This window comes from Schaalia sp. HMT-172, from assembly GCF_030644365.1.
Taxonomy (GTDB): domain Bacteria; phylum Actinomycetota; class Actinomycetes; order Actinomycetales; family Actinomycetaceae; genus Pauljensenia.
The window spans coordinates 107,051-125,333 of the sequence record NZ_CP130058.1 but is presented as its reverse complement, the minus strand read 5'-3'; the positions used below and the strand labels follow the sequence as shown (position 1 = coordinate 125,333).

The window sequence follows — 18,283 nt, the reverse complement described above, 5'->3', positions numbered from 1 at the left end:
TGAAATAGTCGCGGGGGAATTACGTGCGAAAATGCCGAGCGCACAATAGCCGCGCTGGCCCGACTGCAGCACCCAGGAGTGACGACAGAGACACATACCCGAAATTTCGCATGCAATTCGATTGCCTGAACTTTCAATTATCTCCGGAATCGCTGCAATTCCAACGATGCCAATTCAATGTCTGAAAGGTTTACATGGGAATTACGTGCGAAATTGCCGAGCGCACACCAGGCGCCACTGGCGTGGAGGGTGGCCCCGGCGTCCGGCCGCAAGCGGCTACGACTCGACCGCCTCGCGCGGATCGTCCACCTGGCCCGCCTCGCGCGCCGCGCCCACCTGGCCAGCCTCGCGCGGATCGTCCGCCTCCCCCGCCTCGCGCGGCTCGCGCAGGGACAGGCCGCGGTAGCGGTTGATGGCGGCGCCCACGTCGATGAGGCGCGGGCGCGCCAGGAACGCCGGGTAGGGGCGGGCGCCGAACTTGCAGACGGCGTCCAGGCCCTCGGAAGCGAGGCGTCGGCCGAGCTTGGCCATGAGGTCGGGCATCGACTGCTTGCCGGCCATCTCCTCGAGGACGCCGCGCACGCACCAGGCGATGGCCTCGGCCTGCCCGGGGTCAACGACGGCGGCGACGTCGGAAATGTCGACGGTCGAACGGTCGATCGTCAACACGGTCGTGCCCGAGGCCTTGGTGCGCGGGCGGTCCACGCGGGCCTTAGCGGCGGGCACGCGGGGTGCGGCCTCCCAGGAGGTTGGGGCGTCGGTGCGGGGGCGCGGCAGGTCGGCGACGACCTCGCGCGCGCGGGAGGTGACGTCGAGGCAGTGGTAGTTGTCCATCATGAGGACCCGGTCGGCGGCGTCGAGGAAGGCGCCGGAGCCGCCGACGACCATGATGAGGGAGACCCCGGCCTCGGTGAGGGAGGTGACGCGGTCGACGAGGGGCGTGATGGGTTCCTTCTCGGCGGCGACGAGGTCGCGCATGCGGGTGTCGCGGATGAGGAGGTTGGTGGCGGAGGTGTCTTCGTCGATGAGGAGCGTGCGCGCGCCCAGCTCGAGGGATTCGATGATGGAGGCGGCCTGCGAGGTGGAGCCGGAGGCGTTCTCGGTGGAAAACGACGTGGTGTCGGCGCCGCCGGGCAGGTGGGTGATGAAGGGTGAGATGTCGACGCCGGTGACGGCTCGCCCGTCGGCGGCGCGCACCTTCGTGGCGGTGGGGTCGGTGGCGACGAGTTCGCGGCCGTCGCCGGGCACGTGCGCGTAGACGCCCTGGGCGATGGCCTCCAGGAGGGTGGATTTGCCGTGGTAGCCGCCGCCCACGATGAGGGTCAGGCCCGGGGGGATGGCCATGCCGGTGACCTCGCCGGCGTGCGGCAGGGTGACGGTGGTGCGCAGGGACTCGGGGGAGGCGAAGGCGACGACGCCGTCGCCGGCGAGGGGGGCCTCGGACACGCCGGAGCGGCGCGCGAGCATGGCGTCGTCGGCGACGAAGGACACCCACCCGCGCTCTTCGAGGATCCCTTGGAGGGCGCGGTAGTCCTCGTAGGCGGCGACGTGGGCGAGGAGGCGGGAACGCTTGCGGGTCGTGTCCGGGTCTTCGGAGACGAAGTCGAAGCAGTCCATGACGATGTTGGGCACGTCGACGTCGAAGAGGCGAGCGGCGCTCTTGCCGAGGATCGTGCGTCCGCGCGCGGGGAGCTTGACTTGGAAGCGGACTTCGACGCGGTCGGGCAGGACGGTCGCGTAGGAGCGCTGGAGGATGAGGGCGCCGGCGCGGGCGATCGTCACGTCGCGCGCTCCGCGGGCGCGGATAGCCTCGTCGAAGGAGCGGGCGATGAAGTCCGCGGCGGCGAGGCGGGCGTCGGACGAGGCCAGGGCGGCCTCGGGCAGTCCCATGGCCTCGGGCCGTGCCCAGGCTCGCAGGGACGAGGGCGGGGCGTAGGGGTCCGCTTGAACGTGGTCGATCGCGAGGGTGAAGTCGCCGTAGTCCCAGGCGCCGAGGGCGTTCTTGTAGAAGCCGTAGGGGCGCCCGTCCGCGTGTCGCAGCTGGTCGAGGAGGTCAGCGTCGGTTCCGGACGTCGAGCGTGCGGGGGCTTCGTATCGGGGAGTCATGCTGCAAGTTTACAGGCGGTGCCTGCGAGAGAGGGGTTCTCGCAGGCGCTGGCGTTGGTCTCATCGCGGGGCGGGCTGGCTGACAGTGGGGCGGGCCCGGGAGAATTCCCGGGCCCGCCCCACGAGCGTTGGATGCCTCAGTGCGAGAAGATCCCAGCGATGATCATCATGACGAAGAGGAGCGTGAGGAGGATCTGCACGATGGAGATGATCATGGCGATCATGCGGCCCATGCGCGCCTTGTCGAGCACGTCCATGGGCGCATTGCTTGTTTGTGCGTTCGTAACCAGCATCTGGCCCCAGACCCACGCGGGGACCGACATGAGGAGTCCGAAGGTAAAGAAGCTGAGCGCGGCCAGGATGATGACGATCGTCGAGTTCGAACGGATCGACTCGTACTGGTAGGTGTTGGGGGGCGTGTAGGCGGGCTGGCCGTAGGTGGGGCCGTAGGCCGACTCGCCGTAGGGGGGCTGGCCGGCCTGGGCGTAGCCGTTCTGGGCGTAGCCGTTCTGGGCGTAGCCGTTCTGGGCGTAGCCGGCCTGGGCGTAGCCGTTCTGGGCGTAGCCGTTCTGGTCGTAGCCGTACTGACCGGCGCTCTGATCGTACCCGGCGGCGGACTGGCCGTATGCGCTCTGACCGTACGCTCCGCCAGTTCCGTAAGACTGCTGCTGCCCGTAGCCGGGCTGCTGCGCGAAGGGGGCCTGGTCGGCCGGCGCCTGCTGCGCGTAGGGGTTGACGGGATCACTCATGTGTTGCTCCAAAATGATAGGGCAGGGATTCGCGACTCATACTAGCGCACGAGTCGGACAAGAAAACAGGTCCGAGGCCCGGGAAACACCTGGGCCTCGCGACCGTGGCGGCGCGTCAGTGGCCGGCAGCACCCGCGATGAACAGGCCGAGGACGAGAAAGATCACGCCGATGACAAGACCTGCGACGATGAAGACGATGTGGATGATCGAGCAGATCTTGGCGGTCGACTGGGCGCTGCGCGCCTGGTCGACGACGTCGATGGGGGCGCCGAGCATCTGGGCTTCCTGCAGCATGTTGTTCGCCCAGAACCACATGCCGCCCGACAGCAGGAGTCCGCCGAACAAGAAGCTGAGGATCGCCAGGAGTCGCGCCGTCGAAGCGTTCGAGCGGATCTTCTCCACCGCGGGGTTCACGGCGTACATCGGCTGAGCGTATGCCTGCTGGCCGTACTGCTGCTGGCCGTACGCTTGCTGGTTTGCGCCCGGCGTTGCCGAGGCCTCGGGGATCTCCGCACCCGGCGTCGCCGACGCGGCAGGGGCCTCGGTGTCGGGGGCCTGCTGCGTGAAGGGGTTGACGGGATCACTCATGTGTTGCTCCAAAAGAAGGGGTCGCTCTTGCGCCTCCATGCTAGCGCACGGCTCACCACGGGCGAAGAAACGAGGCACGGATTACTCCGCACCTCGCCTCCGACGCGATCGCGTCACATGTTTGCGCCGATGACGACGACCACGAGGATGGCGATCTGCACGAAGAAGAAAAATGCCGCGGTACCCATCGCGATCCTTGCACGCAGGAGGACATCAGAAGGAGCGCCGAGTTGCTTCGCGGCCTCGTACACGTCGTGCGCCCTCGCGAACCCAATGAGCAGAGAGAGGAACGGGAACCCAAAGAAGCGGAGCGCGCTGTTGAGGATGGCAACGTTCGCCCTGCCCTTGAGGCGTATCCAATCGTCCGCTCGGGGGTCTTTGGCCAGTTGGGCGCTCGCCTGCACCTGCTGCGAGGGCGCCGACTGCGGAGCCGCGTACTGCTGCCCACCACCCTGGACCTGCCCGGCGTACTGCTGCGAGGCAACCTGGGGCGCGCCACCTTGCCCGCTCTGGACGAACTGCTGCTGCCCCTGTTGCTGCGGCTGGGCGTACTGCTGGCCCGCGTACTGCTGAGGGTTGCCCTGCGTATACCCACCCGCGCCCTGGCCCGAGGCGGGCGCCGACTGCGGAGCCGCGTACTGCTGCGGCTGGGCCGCCTGAGCACCCGCGTACTGCTGCGAGGCAACCTGGGGCGCGCCACCTTGCCCGCTCTGGACGAACTGCTGCTGCCCCTGTTGCTGCGGCTGGGCGTACTGCTGGCCCGCGTACTGCTGAGGGCCGCCCTGCACGTACCCACCCGCGCCCTGGCCCGAGGCGGGCGCCGACTGCGGGGCCGCGTACTGCTGCGGCTGGGCGTACTGCGCACCGCCGTACTGCTGGCCAGCCTGCGGCGGGGGGTACTGCTGGTCCGCGTACTGCTGGGGGTTACCCTGCGGCTGCGCGTACTGCTGAGGGCCGCCCTGCGCATACCCGCCCGCACCTTGGCCCGAGGCGGGCGCCGACTGCGGGGCCGCGTACTCTTGGCTTCCCTGCGGCTGGGCAGACTGAGCCGCCTGCCCCTGCTGCTGGTAAGCCGCCTGCCACTGGCCGCCGGAGACGTTCCCGGCAGGGTTGTATCCATGACTCATGACGAGATCCAATTAGTTTCAGGGGCGGGCCTAGTAGCCTGCACCAAACGCCAAGGCGGCAATGATGAGCGGGATGACAAAGAAGATCACGACGAGCACAAGGAGACCGATGATCTCAATAACCGAGCAGATCATGGCCGCCGATCTGGCACCGCGGATATCCGCAATGACGTCCGCGGGGGCGCCCATGGACTGAGCCTCGCTGACGAGGCTCCCTCCCCAGAACCACGCGGGAATCGCCAGCAGCGGCCCCAGGGTCACGAAGCTGACGAACGCCATGATGCGCACCATCGTCGCGTTCGAGCGGAGCCGCTCGACAGCGGGGTTGAGCATGTACACGCCCTGGCCGTATGCGGGTTGGCCATACGAGGCCTGGGGACCGTAGGCGGGGCCCCCGCCGTAACCGGCCTGTCCGCCGCCGTAGGCGTTCTGCCCGGCGCCATATCCGGGCTGCGTCCCGTAGGCGTTCTGCCCGGCGCCATATCCGGGCTGCGTCCCGTAGGCGCCCTGCTCGCCATAGGCCGGCTGGGCGCCGTAGACGATCTCGGTGCTCGGGCTGGTTCCACCGTAGGGGTTCGTAGGATCACTCATCGCTTACTCCGGTCAGAATTGACGCATTGTTCCTCCGCAATCATACGAGCATCACGCCAAAAAGCCGAACGGTTTCCGTGCCCAACTATTCTGCCACCGCCTCAAGCCACCCCGGCCTCGTCCCACACGCCACCCCCGCCTCGCCTTAAGCCACCCCGGCCTCGTCCCACGCACCGCCACCGCCTCAAGGCACCCCGGCCTCGTCCCACGCGCACAAAACGGTGCGGGGGCCGGCTTCCCGACCCCCGCACCAGCCGACAAACGGGCGCCACGTCACAGCATGCAGGACACGCAGCCCTCAACCGCCGTGCCCTCCAGGGCCATCTGACGCAGGCGCATGTAGTACAGGGTCTTAACGCCCTTCCTCCACGCGTAAATGTAGGACTTGTTCAGGTCACGCGTAGTCACCGTGTCCGGATAGAACAGCGTGAGCGACAAGCCCTGATCGACGTGCTGGGTCGCCACCGCGTAGGTGTCGATGATCTTCTCGGGGCCGATCTCGTACGCGTCCTGGTAGTACTGAAGGTTCTCGTTCGTCATGTACGGCGCCGGGTAGTAGACGCGGCCGATCTTGCCTTCCTTGCGGATCTCGATGCGTGAGACGATCGGGTGGATCGACGACGTCGAGTTGTTGATGTACGAGATAGAGCCCGTCGGCGGGACCGCCTGCAGGTTCTGGTTGTACATGCCGTACTTCGCGACGTCGGCCGCCAGGGCCTCCCAGTCCGCCTGGGTCGGGACCTTGATCGAGGAGGCTGCGAGCAGCTCACGGCACTTGTCCGTGGTGGGGGCCCACTCCTCGTCAATGTACTTGCGGAAGAACTCGCCGGACGCGTACTTCGACTCCTCGAAGCCCTCGAAGGTCTCGCCGCGCTCGCGCGCGATCGTGCACGAGGCCTTGATGGCCTCGAACAGGACCGTCATGAAGTACATGTTCGTGAAGTCCAGCGCTTCCTCGGACCCGTAGTGCACGTGCTCGCGCGCCAGGTACCCGTGCAGGTTCATCTGACCCAGGCCGATCGCGTGGCTCATCGCGTTACCGCGAGCAATCGACGGCACCGAGCCGATGTCCGACAGATCCGACACGGCCGTCAGGCCTCGGATCGCCATCTCGATCGTCTTCGAGAAGTCCGGGGAATCCATGGTCTTCGCGATATTGAGCGAGCCCAGGTTGCAGGAGATGTCCTTGCCGACGTGCGAGTACGACAGGTCGTCGTTGTAGGTCGAGGCCTCGGACACCTGCAGGATCTCCGAGCACAGGTTCGACATGGTGATACGGCCCTTGATCGGGTTCGCCTTGTTCACCGTGTCCTCGAAGACGATGTAGGGGTAGCCGGACTCGAACTGGATCTCCGCGATCGTCTGGAAGAAGCGACGCGCGTTGATCTTGCGCTTGTGGATGCGGCCATCGTCCACCATCTCGTGGTACTTCTCCGTCACCGAGATCTCGGAGAAGGGCACGCCGTACACGCGCTCCACGTCGTAGGGGCTGAACAGGTACATGTCCTCGTTCTTGCGGGCCAGCTCGAACGTGATGTCCGGAATGACGACGCCCAGGGACAGCGTCTTGATACGGATCTTCTCGTCCGCATTCTCACGCTTGGTGTCCAGGAACTGCATGATGTCCGGGTGGTGCGCATGCAGGTACACGGCGCCCGCGCCCTGACGCGCGCCCAGCTGGTTCGCGTAGGAGAAGGAGTCCTCGAGCAGCTTCATGACGGGCACGACGCCGCTGGACTGGTTCTGGATCTTCTTGATCGGGGCGCCCGACTCACGCAGGTTCGTCAGCTGCAGGGCGACGCCGCCGCCGCGCTTCGACAGCTGCAGCGCCGAGTTGATGCCGCGCGCGATCGACTCCATGTTGTCCTCGATGCGCAGCAGGAAGCAGGAGACCAGCTCGCCGCGCGCCGCCTTTCCCGCGTTCAGGAAAGTCGGGGTGGCCGGCTGGAAGCGGCCGCTCATGATCTCATCGACGAAGGCGCGGGCCAGCTCAATGTCGCCGCGCGCCAGGTACAGGGACACCATGGCCACGCGATCCTCGAAGCGCTCCAGGTAGCGCTTACCGTCGAAGGTCTTGAGCGTGTACGACGTGTAGTACTTGAACGCGCCCAGGAACGTCGGGAAGCGGAACTTGTGGGCGTAGGCCTGCTTGTACAGCTCCTTGATGTCCGCGAAGTCGTACTGATCCAGGACGTGCTTCTCGTAGTAGCCCTCGTCCACCAGGTACTTCAGCTTCTCCTCCAGGTCGTGGAAGAACACCGTGTTCTGGTTGACGTGCTGCAGGAAGTACTGGCGAGCGGCCTTACGGTCCGCGTCGAACTGGATGCGTCCGTCCGCGTCGTACAGGTTGAGCTGCGCGTTCAGCGCGTGGTAGTCCAGCTCCGGGGAGGGAGCGTCCTCTACGCCTGTGTCGGTGTAGTTTTCTGCCAAAACTGTTCCAGTCCTTCGCGAACTCTGGAGACATCCTCAGGCGTGCCGAGGAGCTCGAACTTATACATGTGGGGAACCCCCAGCTTGGCCGCGATGATGTCGCCCGCGATGCAGTAGGCCTTGCCGAAGTTAGTGTTTCCCGACGAGATCACGCCCCTGCACAGGGCCCGGTTGTCGGGGTCGTTGAGGAACTTGATGACCTGCTTAGGGACAGCGCCCTTAATATTTCCGCCGCCGTAGGTGGGCACAACGAGCACGTACTCATCGGTCACGCGCAGGGGCTCATCCTTGGGATGCAACGGGATGCGCGCAGCCGGGACTCCCAGTTTTTCCACGAAACGGCGGGTGTTGCCCGTCGCCGACGAGAAGTAGACGACGATGCCCATAGTGTTCCTTCCGACTTGTCGGGACGGTGAGCTTCTAGTGTCTCACTCACGAGGCCCGGGCGGGCGCGCGTGGGAGGCGTGTCCCCGTGTGGGATGGTCGACGCGCCTCCAGGCCGGGTGAGCTCGCCGTTTCCCGGCGGGCGTGCTAGCCGCAGCACATTGGCGTTGGCCCCGGTCAGAGGCTTATCACCCCCACACTGCCGCGCGCACGAGTGCCCCGCGTGCGCGCGGGTTACCCCGGCCTCGTCCCCGCCCAGATACGCGAAAGCCCCGGCCTCGCGGCCGGGACTCGTCGGCGCGGCTCAGGCCTGCAGCGCCAGGGGGGCTGCGGCGGCGACGGCCTTGATACGGTCGGGGCGGAAGCCGGACCAGTGGTCCTCACCCGCGACGACGACGGGGGCCTGCTGGTAGCCGAGGCCCTTGATGAAGGCGAGGGATTCCGCGTCCTGGGTGACGTCGATCTTCTCGTAGGAGACGCCCTGCTTGTCGAGGGCGCGGTAGGTCGCGTCGCACTGGGGGCAGCGGGGCTTGGAGTAGACGGTGATCGACATGTTCGTGTCTCCTTGCGGCTCGAGGCCGGACGTTTTCTTACCTTGCGGGCTTTCTTGCGGCTCGTTCGCCGCGAACACGACAACACTACACCTTGGGGGCACTTGCGCAAGCGACCCCTAGATGTTGTGTGCGCCGCCCTTGTGGAGGGCAGGGGTGGACGCCCTGTGGACGGAGCGAGCGGTCAGGATCACCCTCCTCTCTCACAGGTTTGTCGAGGCCGACGAGGGGACATGCGCGAATGCGCGCAAACACGTGGGTTTATCGCTAACCCTACAACCCGTTCATCATGTCCCCGAGGACCCTAACACCCCTGTGAACACTGTGGACAGCGTCGTCACCACCCTGTGGATAACCATTGTTCAACCAGGTGAATTGTATTGCGCATCACAGTTTAGCGGAGGGGTTTGGGCGTGTCGCACCCCCGCATCTAGGGGTCGTTGGCAGATAAGCGCCCCTAGATGTAGGGGTTGGGAGCCATTTCGGACGAATGCCTGAAATGCCGCGGAAAGCTGCGCGGGACGGGCGGGCCTGGGGGCATGGGCGGGCGGCCTGCGTCGCAAGGCAGATCACGTGCGGGGGGCCAGGCTGGGCCTGGGGGCCTGGGCGGGCAGCTGGGGCATGGGCGGGCGGCTGGGGGCATGGGCGGACGGCTGACTCCCCGGGGCCGGCGGCTGGGCACGGGGGCGGGCCGGGGTGCCACCCGTAACCCCTACACCGTCGCCCACGGGGGAATTGCACCAATAGAGCCGCGACACGCCGACGACACGCCGTAAAACAGCTCCTAATGCTGCAAAACCCCCCAATCACCCGGCAAGAGGGCACGACAAGAACCGAACAGCCCGGCCACGATGCCTGGGAGCGGCTGCAACGAACGCGGCCACGCCAGCTGAATCATCACGAGCGCAGCCTTGGCTCCGCCGCGCCTCCCGCGGCCCCAGCCTCCGCGCCGGGTCACAGGCCCGCAACGCGGCTAGTTGAGCGGATACCGCCCCCGGGCGACAACACATCCGGATAGGAAACCAACATCCGGATAGGAAACCAGCATCCGGATACCTTAATAACCTATCCGGATGCGCACAACCTATCCACATCCCCATAACCTATCCGGATGCGCACAACCTATCCGGATAGCCCCAGACAGAAGCCACACCCAGGCCCGCAACGCAGCCAACGAGAGACACACCCACCGACGGGCCACCATCACCACGGGCCACCAGCCCGCTACCGGGCCACCAGCCCTCCCCCGGGCCGCCGATACCACCGGCCACCGGCACCGCGACACGGCTCCCGCAACAGCCGCGGCCCCTTACAACCCCAGGAACGCCTTGATTGCGGGCATCTCGCGCACGGCCTGGACCAGGCCGGCTCGGTAGGTGGCTTCGAGGCGCTCGCGCCGCGACTCGGTGTTGTTGATCCACAGGTTGTCGGGGGCGAAGACGTAGGCCTGGCCTCGTTCCTCGAGTTCGAAGAGGAAGCGGCGTCCCGCGTTGTAGCGGTCGGTGCGCAGGGCGACGCCCTCGAAGACGGACGGGAATGAACGGTAGGCGGTGCGCAGGAGTGCGCCGACGCTGGCGGGCATGGGGTCTTTGACGAAGTCGCGGGGACGGGTGAGGACGACGAGGAGCTTGCGGTATCCCTCGCGCAGGGGCTGGTCGAAGGGCAGGCCTCCGTTGGGGCCGAGCGCGCCGTCGACGTAGGTGTCGCCGTCGATTTCGACGGGCGGCATGAGGATCGGCAGCGTGGAGGAGGCGCGGACGATGGGCCCGAGGGTGTCCAGGGTGTTCATTTCTTCCTTGGAGAACCAGCGTTCTTCGCCGCGCGATGCGTTGAAGGTGGCGACGCGCGTGGTGGCCGGGTTCGCCAGGAAGGTGTCCATGTTGAAGGGCATGGCGCCGTCGGGGTAGCAGATCTGCTGGTAGATGTACTCGGCATTGAAGTAGCCGTGGCCTTTGCGGAAGTGTTTGAGCCCGCCGAATTCGGGGTCTTCGACGAGGTCGACGAAGGTCGCGTGTGAGCGGATCGCGTCGCGGGAGGTGAAGTTGCACAGGTGGCTGGAGCCCGCGGAGACGCCGGAGATGTGGGGGAAGTTGATGCCTTCGGCGATGAGTCGGCTGACGAGCGCGGCCGTGTAGGCGTTGCGCATGCCGCCACCTTCGAAAACGAGGGCGGTGTCGTCGATGGTGACCATCGTGGCGATGGATTCTTCGGGGGTCGGGTAGTGCTCTGGCGTTTCCTTCACGTGTCGACCCTACCGCCGCGCCTCGAACCTACGCGCGCGTACCCCCGGTGAAGACCACGTAGTGATAAAAGAAGAAGCGGAACGCGGTGCCCAGGGCGAAGCCGACGACGTAGACGGCGATATTGTCGGCCAGCGCCGAGGTGAACCCGAGGATGTGGTGGGTGAACAGCAGGCAGAACTGGGAGATGCCGATGCCGCAGGCGTTGGCGAAGAAGAAGAGGATGGCTTCACGCGTGGCGTTGTCCCGGGTGCGGCCGCGGTAGGTCCACAGGCGGTTGGCGATCCACGAGTAGAGGGTCGCGGTCACGGCGGCGACGAATTGCGCGGTGTTGGGGTGTCCGGCGAGGATGCCGAGCGGACCGTGTTGGAGGAGGTTGAACAGTCCGGCGTCGACGATGAAGGCGGTCGCACCGACGAGCCCGAACTGGATGAATTCGCGCACCCAGGCGATGAGCCGCTCGGTGAGGCTCAGGGACGAGGCAGGGGCCGCTTCCTCGTTCACCTGTCCGCGGGTGCCGGGCTGAGTAAGAGACGAGTCCGCGAGCGCTGCGGGTCCGAGTGCAGGGGCCGCGGGCTCAAGCACCAGGGACGCGGGTGCGAGCACGGCGGATTCGCGCGAGGGAGCTTGTTCGTCGTTCACTCCCCTAGTCTCGCACGCACTCCCCGGTGTTTCTACCATCAGCCTTGACTGTATGACATCGCCTGAGGAGGACACGAATACATATCACCATTCCACAAAGGAAGCTCCTCCCAGTTCTCGGGAACACCAAGGTATTCAACCGAAACAGGAGATACTTCGGGGAAGTTATGCAACAGACGTGGAAGTTCGTCGAGCCCCTCCAGATTCATCTTAGAAAGAAGATACTGGATGATGGTGAACTGCGCAAAGCACTTTCCTTTCTTTTCCTTCCCATTCCCCTCTTTCACATCGTCAAGCACGAATCGACGCAGAAATCCGAGCTCATGATCCTCTCCCGTGAGCATGGGACTCTTTGGAAACGTCCTGCTATAGAGTCGACCATGATGCGCGCACACATTTCTGACATCATTAAGACAAAGCAGCCATGAGCTGAGCTGCGATTCTGAAATATTGAGCTGATTGGCAACAGCTCTCCGCTGCTCATCGCGAGCGAAGTCGTACAACATGCGCAAACTTCCCCAATCGAGAACATGCACTGCGACCCAAACTGGCAAAATGGCGTCATACTTTTTCTTATAATGCACGACTGAGTCCTCGTTTGAACGAACCACAGCTGTACTATATTTTTCTAGCCACATTGCATACTGTTCAGTTGATTGCGCATTATTCTTATCCCAAGCTTTTTTCCCGAGCTTATGTGGACTCAAGTGTATGTATGGATCAACCCGTCCAAGCTCGTGACTGATCATTACCCGAAGCACAATTTCAATTTTCGCTAGCTGAAGCCCCGTGACAGCTCTTAGCTCTTGATCATACCTGTACAGCTTGACCACTTTTTCGATCGTGGTTCCTTCGATAAAGTTATCGGAGAGAAGCGCTGCCTCTGCTTGGACAGCACGATAGGGATAGGAATATCCAGACAGTCTATAGTATCCGATTTCACGAAGGACAGAGCGAGCAAACTCAAGATCATGTATTTCCATTCCCCTCTCGCGGAGAATGGAAATCTGATCATCGACAGACTTAAAGGGTTTGGGCTCCATCGCTCTTCTCCGAAATGTTAAGACCGGCCCTGGACCCTCGTCGGGCGGAACCGGTCATTGTGATCTCATCGTATCACGGCAGCCGCGCACACGCACTGGGTTTGTCCATCCGAGTGCAGTCATGCTGCACGTTGTGGACGAACACTGCGGCCACCTCACCATCCTCCCCGGCACCGCCCCGGGCCGCTCAACCACCCGCCACGCCCGGGCCCGCACGCCGCCAGCCCGCACCCGCGGCGACCCACCCCCACGCCCGCCTCTAAGATGGTCCCCATGACTGAGACGACCCCGCACCACGCACCCCAGGCCTCGCCGACTCCCCCGATTGCCCCGAAACGCTACGGGTACCGGGTGCGCGACCAGTTCGGGCAGCATTTTGATGACCCGTGGGATTGGTTGCGCGACGGAGAGAACCCGGAGGTGCGCGCGCACCTGGAGGCGGAAAACGCGTGGGCGGACGCGGTGACGGCGCCGACGCGCGAGGCGGCCGCGCGCCTCGTGGAGGAGGTGAAGGCCTCCACGGCGCTCACCGACGTGACGGTTCCGATCCGCGAGGGCGAGTTCTGGTACTTCCGTCGTTTCGCGGAGGGTCAGTCCTACGCGACGCATCACCGCGCGCCGGTGGAGCGCGACGAGGCCGGGGCGCCGATCCCGCTCGTCCCCTATCCGGGCGTGCCCGCGCGGGGTGAGGAGCTCCTCGTCGATGAGAACGAGTGGGCGCGCGGGCAGGAGTTTTTCCGCCTGGCGGACCTGTATCCCTCCCCGGATGGGCGCCTGATCGCGTGGGCGAGGGACACGAGCGGCGACGAGCGCTACACGTGGGTCGTGCAGGAGGCGTCGGGGCGCGTCATCGACGAGGCCGTGGCAGGCGCCGGGTACGGTTTCGCGTGGGCGGATGACTCGAAGTCCTTTATCTACATGGGAGTGGACGATGCGTGGCGCGCGTGCGACGTGTGGCTGCACCGCCTGGGCACGCCGCGCGAGGCCGACGAGCTGCTGTTGGTTGAACCGGACGAGGGCTTCGAGATGGGGTTCGCGCCCTCGGGCTTCCCGGGGCACGTCGTCATTCATTCGTCCTCGTCGACGGCGGGCCGCGCGTGGCTGTGGCTGCCCGCCCACCCGTCGGTGCGCCCGCTGCCGCTCATGCCGGTGCGCCCGCGTACGCTGGTGTCGGCGGATTCGGCGGGCGACCGCCTGTTTATCGTGCATACGGGGCTGACGCAGGAGGGCTCGCTCGCGCAGGCGATGCTGCCCGCAGGGGGGTCGCCCGAGGCGTTGGCGCGCCTCGGCGTCACGTCTTCCTCCGCGTACAGTCGCCAGGCCCTGGCGGATCGCACTCCCGGCACTCCCCTGCCGGGGGACGAGCCCACCCCCCTCACGCCGTTTGAGTCCTGGGAGCCGTTGCGTAGCCCCGGCCCCGGCGAGCGCATCACCGACGTCGAGGCCCACGCGGGCTACGTGGCGCTCTCGCTTCGTTCGGGTTCGCTCACGCAGGTCGACGTGTGGGACCGCAGCGAGCAGGCGCCCACGTGGCAGCGCGTGGAGGTCGACGCCCCGGTGCGCACGATCACGACCGTGCCAACCCCGTGGGCCGATCCGCTGCGCGTGGAGTTCCAGTCGCAGACCGTGCCGCCCACGGTCGCCGAGGTGACCCTGCCGAACCGCGCCCCGGCCTCGTCCCCCGAGACCACAAGCGAAAACGCGGCGCTGAGCGTACGGACCCTGTGCACCCGCGAGGCACCCGGCTGGGACCCCGCCGAGTACGTCGAGGAGCGCGTGTGGGTGCTCGCGCGCGACGGCGCGACCCGCATCCCCGTCACCCTCATTCACCACCGCGACGCGCGCCCGGACGGCACGCACGCGGGCTGGGAGATCGGGTACGGGTCCTACGAGGTCAGCTACGACCCCGAGTTCGAGACCCTGCGCCTGCCGATCCTACGCCGCGCCGTCTACGCGATCGCGCACGTGCGCGGCGGCGGCGAGATGGGCCGCGCCTGGTACGAGGACGGCAAGGAGCTGGTCAAGGAGCACACCTTCACGGACTTCATCGACGTGGCCGACTGGCTGGTCGACTCCGGGTGGGTGGCGCCCGGCCGCCTGGTCGCCGAGGGCCGCAGCGCCGGAGGCCTCCTCATGGGCGCGGTCACCAACGCCGCCCCCGACCGCTTCCGCGCGATCCTCGCGGGCGTTCCCTTCGTGGACGCGCTCACCACGATCCTGGACCCGACCCTGCCGCTCACCGTCGGCGAGTGGGAAGAATGGGGCAACCCGCTGACCTCGCGCGCCGTGTTCGACGCAATGAGCCGCTACACGCCGTACGAGAACGTGCCCGACGGCGCGCTCCTGCCCGCGATCATGGCGACGACGTCCGTCAACGACACGCGCGTCGAGTTCGTCGAGCCCACCAAGTGGGTGCAGCGCTTGCGCGAGGCCACCGGCCAGGTTCCCTCCACGGACGAGGCCGGGGCTGGGAAGCGCTGCAACTCCTGCGATTCGGGGGCGGCCGGGGATTCCGGTACGGTCGGCGTCGACTCCGGCGGCGGCGAGAGCACGGGCGCGGAGGCCAGAGGAGGCCTCGTCGCCGCGCGCGACCCGCGCGAGCGTCCGATCATCCTGCGCACCGAGATGGTCGCCGGGCACGCCGGCCCGTCCGGGCGCGAGGGCCGGTGGGCGGCGCGCTGCGAGGAATTCGCCTTCGCGCTGGGCCAGGTGGGCGTCACGCTGTAACGGGTGGGGGGCGGTCTTCGTTGGAAGACCGCCCCTCTCGCGCCGCGCACGGTGCCGCGCGAGACTGTGCTGTGTTACCTCGCTACGTTACTGAGCGCCGCCGTCCCAGCCGGGACGCAGGGTAAAGGACTCAATCTTTCGCACGTGCCCCGACAGCGGGCTCCACGTCTTGATGTATCCCTCCAGCTTGGTCGTTGTCAGAACCTTCCGGCGCTCTCCCCCGTCCCACGGTAGATAGATGAGGTTGACCCGGCGCCCTTGCAAGTCATCGTCGAGGGCGTAGACGCCCGTCTTAGTCACTTGGAACAACACTGGTGGGTAATTGCCCGGCTCCCTGTACGAGAACAGGTGACGGCCCTGGCCACTGTCCAAGTCGACCGCAAACGCATGACCGTCCGCACTGATGAACCTGTACTCGCGCCCCACCTGGATCCCCACATAGCGATCGATATTGGGGTCTCTCCCCAATTCGATGGGATTTCCCTGCTCGTCGAGCACGGGAATAACCGTGCGCTGCCCCGTCGACAGGTCCCATCGCTGGAGAACCAGGGTTCCCTCAGGTTCAGACACTTTTGCCCTCTTTGTGGAGTCAGGATCGGCCACTTGGATGCCCGGCACAGTGATCACATCCCCCTCGCAGGCAAACATCTTCTGCCCCGACCCCAACACATTGTTCTCGGGCGCTACGCCAAGGATCTGGGGAGTACCGCCGTCAAGATCAGTCAGCTGAACGACGACAGACAGAACCTCCGGCTGGTCACCATCACCGCCCGATTGTGCGGCGTAGGCCTCAAAGGCCTCTGATGCCTTCGCACGCGGGAGCTGCTTCGTGTCGACGATCGACACAATCCGTCCCCCGCACTGGCCCATGTCTCCGCGCGTTCCTTCAGTTTCCACAGTCGTCATACTGCCATCAGGTTCGATCGTATCGATCAGAAGCCCCTTATCGGACCAGGAAGAAACAACGACAATTCGTCCATCCGGCAGCAGGTAACGCCCATATTCCGCAATCCTCGAATGGTCACGGTCCACCACACGGGTCCCGTCTTCCGTGGTCAGGTACTCTTGCTCCCACGAACCGTATGAAATCCCGCTGTCAAGCCACGCGAGACGGGCTACTGAATCATCGCGACGGAGCGCGCCTTCGAGATTGCCTTGAGCATCGAGAAGCACGACCCAGCTGTCATGAATCGGTGCTTCCAGGCCAGACACCGATTCTGCGTGACCTATTCGAAGAGCGATAACAGCGTCACCCGTACTCAGCTCATCCACCGACGAACTGATCAGGTAGCCCTTCGGAATGCAGCTCCACATGAGCAACCCAAGCGCGAAGGCAAGCGCGAGGAGACCCCACGGGCGGGACCGCTTCCGCTTCGCCGAACCACCTCCCTCTCGCTGAGGCGCATTCGTCTCGTGCTGTTCATCGCTGCGAGTGCTCATGGTCGTCTCCGTCCTCATCGTTGCGGCGAAGGGCGCGACCGCGCCCACCCCCGATTTTAGAGCACGAGGCATAGGCTGCCCCGGCCTCGTCCCGTTGCCCGAACGAGCCGGGCCTCGTCCCCGTTCCGATCAGGCAAGCGCGATGCCGATAGGATGAGGGCATGACGATAACGGCGGCGGCAGACGGTTCTTCCCTCGGCAATCCCGGGCCCGCGGGGTGGGCCTGGTACGTGGACGAGGACACGTGGGACGCGGGCGGCTGGCCGAAGGGCACCAACAACCTCGGTGAGCTGACCGCGATCCTGCGCCTGCTTCAGGCCACCGCCGAGACCGGCGACGAGCTGCACATCCTCGCCGACTCGCAGTACGCCATCAACGTCGTGTCCAAGTGGCGGCTCGGCTGGAAGAAACGCGGCTGGACAAAGGCCGACAAGAAGCCCATCAAGAACCTGGAGCTCATCCAGGAGATCGACCGGGCCATGGAAGGGCGCCGCGTCACCTTCGAGTGGGTCAAGGGACACGCTGGCCACCGCATGAACGAGCGCGCCGACGACCTCGCGCGAGGGTGCGCCGAGGCCTACCAGGCCGGGCGCACACCCGAGCCGGGTCCCGGGTTCGGGGGCGGCTCGTCGCGCACCACTGCGAGCACAACACAGGCGGACGACGGCGCGGCCAGCGCAGGCTCAGCTGACACGCACACTGCATCTACGTCAGAAACCCCTCACGATGCCACCTCCGCTGATGCGCCTGCGACTGCGTCTTCTTCGCGTGGCGGTTCCGCCGAGGACACTGCGCCCACTTCGGCAGAACCGCAGGGCGTTGCCACCTCTGATTCCCCCGCGACAGAGTCGCCTTCGCGCGGCGCTTCGGCGAAGAACGCGGACCCGGCGGGTACGGGCTCGGCCGACACCATAGACACGCCCACGACCGGGACCGCTTCCAGCAGCGGGGCCACGACCTCGACTTTCCGTTCTCATCCCAGCGTTTTCTCAGCTTCCACCGAGTCGAGCGTACCCACCGAGGCGGCCCCGGCCTCGTCCGAGAGTGAACCTTCGGCGACCACCGAGGACGCGATCGCCCGCGAGCGCGAGTTCATCCTGGCGTGGACCGGCGGCGACGAGGAGGCGCTGGCGGCCATGACCGACGAGCGCACGACGCGCATCTGGCCGGGTGGCGCGGCGACCACGACGCTGGCGGGGCCCTCGCCCGCCTCACCAGCGGTCGGCCGCATCGACGCGCACGACCTGGGCGGGGCGTTCCTGACCCGCTACCGGGTGCGCTGGGAGGGCGGCGCGTCGCTGGAATCCAGCGTGTGGGCGCCGGCGACCTCTGGCGAGGCGCGCCTGGTCATGGTGCACCACCAGTCGACGCTGATTTCCTGAAGCGGGGCGTTCTGTCTCGGGTGGGCTCGGCTCGCGCGTTCGGCGGGCGCGCTCCGGGCACGACAGCCGCACTCTCTCCAAAAGTCGCATGCAATTCGGCTGCCCGAATAAACGGCACCGCCCACAAACGTTGCAATTCCAACGACGTGAATTCAATGTTTGAAGCAACCTCAGGGGAATTGCATGCGACATTGTTGGGAAACCGCTCCATGGCCGTGGCCGCGACGCGGAGAGGTTGCGTCTCGACAGCCAGTGCACGCGTCCCCCCCTGGAGCTCCAGTC

At 66.0% G+C, this 18,283-nt stretch carries 14 protein-coding genes; 2 read left to right on the top strand and 12 right to left on the bottom strand.

The features are described 5' to 3' along the window. Positions 1-276: 276 nt before the first annotated feature. The 11 genes from QU663_RS00600 to QU663_RS00550 form a co-directional block, all read right to left on the bottom strand. Positions 277-2,106 (bottom strand): ABC-ATPase domain-containing protein, encoded by a 1,830-nt coding sequence (locus QU663_RS00600; RefSeq protein WP_304990613.1) that lies wholly within the window; start codon positions 2,104-2,106, stop codon positions 277-279. 137 nt (positions 2,107-2,243) lie between these two features. After that, a complete protein-coding gene (locus tag QU663_RS00595; protein WP_304990612.1) occupies positions 2,244-2,855 on the bottom strand; it encodes a hypothetical protein in 612 nt (203 codons plus the stop codon). A gap of 115 nt (positions 2,856-2,970) precedes the next feature. Beyond that, on the bottom strand, positions 2,971-3,444 hold the full coding sequence (locus QU663_RS00590) for a hypothetical protein (RefSeq protein WP_034482162.1): 474 nt from the start codon (positions 3,442-3,444) through the stop codon (positions 2,971-2,973). 113 nt (positions 3,445-3,557) lie between these two features. Then, the gene (locus QU663_RS00585) at positions 3,558-4,571 is read right to left on the bottom strand and encodes a hypothetical protein (protein ID WP_304990611.1); all 1,014 of its coding nucleotides are present in this window, start codon (positions 4,569-4,571) and stop codon (positions 3,558-3,560) included. A gap of 30 nt (positions 4,572-4,601) precedes the next feature. Further along, complete coding sequence (locus QU663_RS00580) at positions 4,602-5,162, bottom strand: hypothetical protein (RefSeq protein WP_304990610.1); 561 nt, start codon at positions 5,160-5,162, stop codon at positions 4,602-4,604. A 273-nt stretch (positions 5,163-5,435) separates the two neighbouring features. Continuing rightward, positions 5,436-7,592: a class 1b ribonucleoside-diphosphate reductase subunit alpha gene (gene nrdE, locus QU663_RS00575; RefSeq protein WP_021611573.1), complete on the bottom strand. Its 2,157-nt coding sequence runs from the start codon at positions 7,590-7,592 to the stop codon at positions 5,436-5,438. Continuing rightward, complete coding sequence (gene nrdI, locus QU663_RS00570) at positions 7,562-7,978, bottom strand: class Ib ribonucleoside-diphosphate reductase assembly flavoprotein NrdI (RefSeq protein ID WP_021611572.1); 417 nt, start codon at positions 7,976-7,978, stop codon at positions 7,562-7,564. Before nrdI ends, nrdE begins: the two co-directional genes overlap by 31 nt. Before the next feature lie 302 nt (positions 7,979-8,280). Beyond that, positions 8,281-8,529: a glutaredoxin-like protein NrdH gene (nrdH, locus tag QU663_RS00565; protein WP_009058684.1), complete on the bottom strand. Its 249-nt coding sequence runs from the start codon at positions 8,527-8,529 to the stop codon at positions 8,281-8,283. Positions 8,530-9,836: 1,307 nt separating this feature from the next. Next, entirely contained in the window at positions 9,837-10,769 is a 933-nt protein-coding gene (locus QU663_RS00560) for a patatin family protein (protein WP_021611569.1), read from the bottom strand. A gap of 28 nt (positions 10,770-10,797) precedes the next feature. Next, positions 10,798-11,409 (bottom strand): GtrA family protein, encoded by a 612-nt coding sequence (locus tag QU663_RS00555; protein ID WP_370465122.1) that lies wholly within the window; start codon positions 11,407-11,409, stop codon positions 10,798-10,800. A gap of 38 nt (positions 11,410-11,447) precedes the next feature. Beyond that, positions 11,448-12,452, bottom strand: coding sequence for an Abi family protein (locus tag QU663_RS00550; protein ID WP_021611567.1), 1,005 nt, complete (start codon positions 12,450-12,452; stop codon positions 11,448-11,450). A gap of 264 nt (positions 12,453-12,716) precedes the next feature. On the opposite strand from QU663_RS00550, the gene QU663_RS00545 reads away from it, so the two are divergent. Beyond that, positions 12,717-15,179, top strand: coding sequence for a S9 family peptidase (locus tag QU663_RS00545; RefSeq protein ID WP_021611565.1), 2,463 nt, complete (start codon positions 12,717-12,719; stop codon positions 15,177-15,179). Between the two features lie 87 nt (positions 15,180-15,266). Here the strand turns inward: QU663_RS00545 and QU663_RS00540 are convergent, their stop codons facing one another. Beyond that, complete coding sequence (locus tag QU663_RS00540; protein ID WP_084437406.1) at positions 15,267-16,619, bottom strand: hypothetical protein; 1,353 nt, start codon at positions 16,617-16,619, stop codon at positions 15,267-15,269. A gap of 161 nt (positions 16,620-16,780) precedes the next feature. Here QU663_RS00540 and QU663_RS00535 point away from each other — a divergent pair, with 161 nt between their 5' ends. Further along, complete coding sequence (locus tag QU663_RS00535; RefSeq protein ID WP_021611563.1) at positions 16,781-18,001, top strand: RNase H family protein; 1,221 nt, start codon at positions 16,781-16,783, stop codon at positions 17,999-18,001. Positions 18,002-18,283 lie beyond the last annotated feature (282 nt).

Excerpts from the sequence above, each read along its gene's own strand:
- QU663_RS00600 (WP_304990613.1), bottom strand. The coding sequence starts at position 2,106 with ATGACTCCCCGATACGAAGCCCCCGCACGCTCGACGTCCGGAACCGAC.
- QU663_RS00595 (WP_304990612.1), bottom strand. The coding sequence starts at position 2,855 with ATGAGTGATCCCGTCAACCCCTACGCGCAGCAGGCGCCGGCCGACCAG.
- QU663_RS00590 (WP_034482162.1), bottom strand. The coding sequence starts at position 3,444 with ATGAGTGATCCCGTCAACCCCTTCACGCAGCAGGCCCCCGACACCGAG.
- QU663_RS00585 (WP_304990611.1), bottom strand. The coding sequence starts at position 4,571 with ATGAGTCATGGATACAACCCTGCCGGGAACGTCTCCGGCGGCCAGTGG.
- QU663_RS00580 (WP_304990610.1), bottom strand. The coding sequence starts at position 5,162 with ATGAGTGATCCTACGAACCCCTACGGTGGAACCAGCCCGAGCACCGAG.
- nrdI (WP_021611572.1), bottom strand. The coding sequence starts at position 7,978 with ATGGGCATCGTCGTCTACTTCTCGTCGGCGACGGGCAACACCCGCCGT.
- nrdH (WP_009058684.1), bottom strand. The coding sequence starts at position 8,529 with ATGTCGATCACCGTCTACTCCAAGCCCCGCTGCCCCCAGTGCGACGCG.
- QU663_RS00550 (WP_021611567.1), bottom strand. The coding sequence starts at position 12,452 with ATGGAGCCCAAACCCTTTAAGTCTGTCGATGATCAGATTTCCATTCTC.
- QU663_RS00545 (WP_021611565.1), top strand. The coding sequence starts at position 12,717 with ATGGTCCCCATGACTGAGACGACCCCGCACCACGCACCCCAGGCCTCG.
- QU663_RS00540 (WP_084437406.1), bottom strand. The coding sequence starts at position 16,619 with ATGAGCACTCGCAGCGATGAACAGCACGAGACGAATGCGCCTCAGCGA.
- QU663_RS00535 (WP_021611563.1), top strand. The coding sequence starts at position 16,781 with ATGACGATAACGGCGGCGGCAGACGGTTCTTCCCTCGGCAATCCCGGG.